This is a genomic window from Dehalococcoidia bacterium (genome assembly GCA_025054935.1).
Classification (GTDB): Bacteria; Chloroflexota; Dehalococcoidia; order SpSt-223; family SpSt-223; genus JANWZD01.
The window spans coordinates 1-594 of record JANWZD010000067.1; the positions used below are offsets into that span (position 1 = coordinate 1).

A 594-nucleotide genomic window follows, 5' to 3' on the forward strand; every position below is an offset into this window, starting at 1 on the left:
TTCGCCGGCCTGGCCTTCCCCTTCGTCCGCGAGAAGATCGCAGGGGCGGCGATCCGCGTCGTGCCCGTCGAGCCCGCATCCTGTCCCACGCTGACACGCACGCCCTACACCTACGATCACGGCGACATTGCCCGCTTGACACCCCTGCTGCCGATGCACTCGCTCGGGCACGCTTTCGTGCCCAGCCCGATCCACGCTGGCGGGCTGCGCTACCACGGGATGGCGCCGCTGGTCAGCGCCCTCGTCGTGCAGGGGCTGGCCGAACCAGTGGCCATCGACCAGCGGGAATGCTTCGCCGCCGCCATCGCCTGGGCACGCAGCGAAGGCACGGTGCCGGCTCCCGAGACCAGCCACGCTCTGGCCGCGGTCATCCGCGAAGCGCGACGTGCCGCCGAAGAAGGGAAGGAACGCGTCATTCTCGCCTGCTACAGCGGCCACGGTTTCCTCGACCTCGTCGGCTACCAGAAATACCTCGACGGCGAGCTCAGCGACAGCGCGCTCAGCGATGAGGAGATCGCGCGCAGCCTGCGACAGATCGCGCATCATCCGCGGCCGTCCCTGCCCTGAGGCGCGGCTGCCAGCGGCGCTCTTCAC

General features: G+C 69.7%; 1 protein-coding gene. It reads left to right on the forward strand.

Translation table 11 applies throughout. The features are described from left to right. A partial coding sequence (locus NZ773_16285; protein MCS6803486.1) for a pyridoxal-phosphate dependent enzyme occupies positions 1-567 on the forward strand: 567 nt, incomplete at its 5' end. Positions 568-594: the final 27 nt, after the last annotated feature.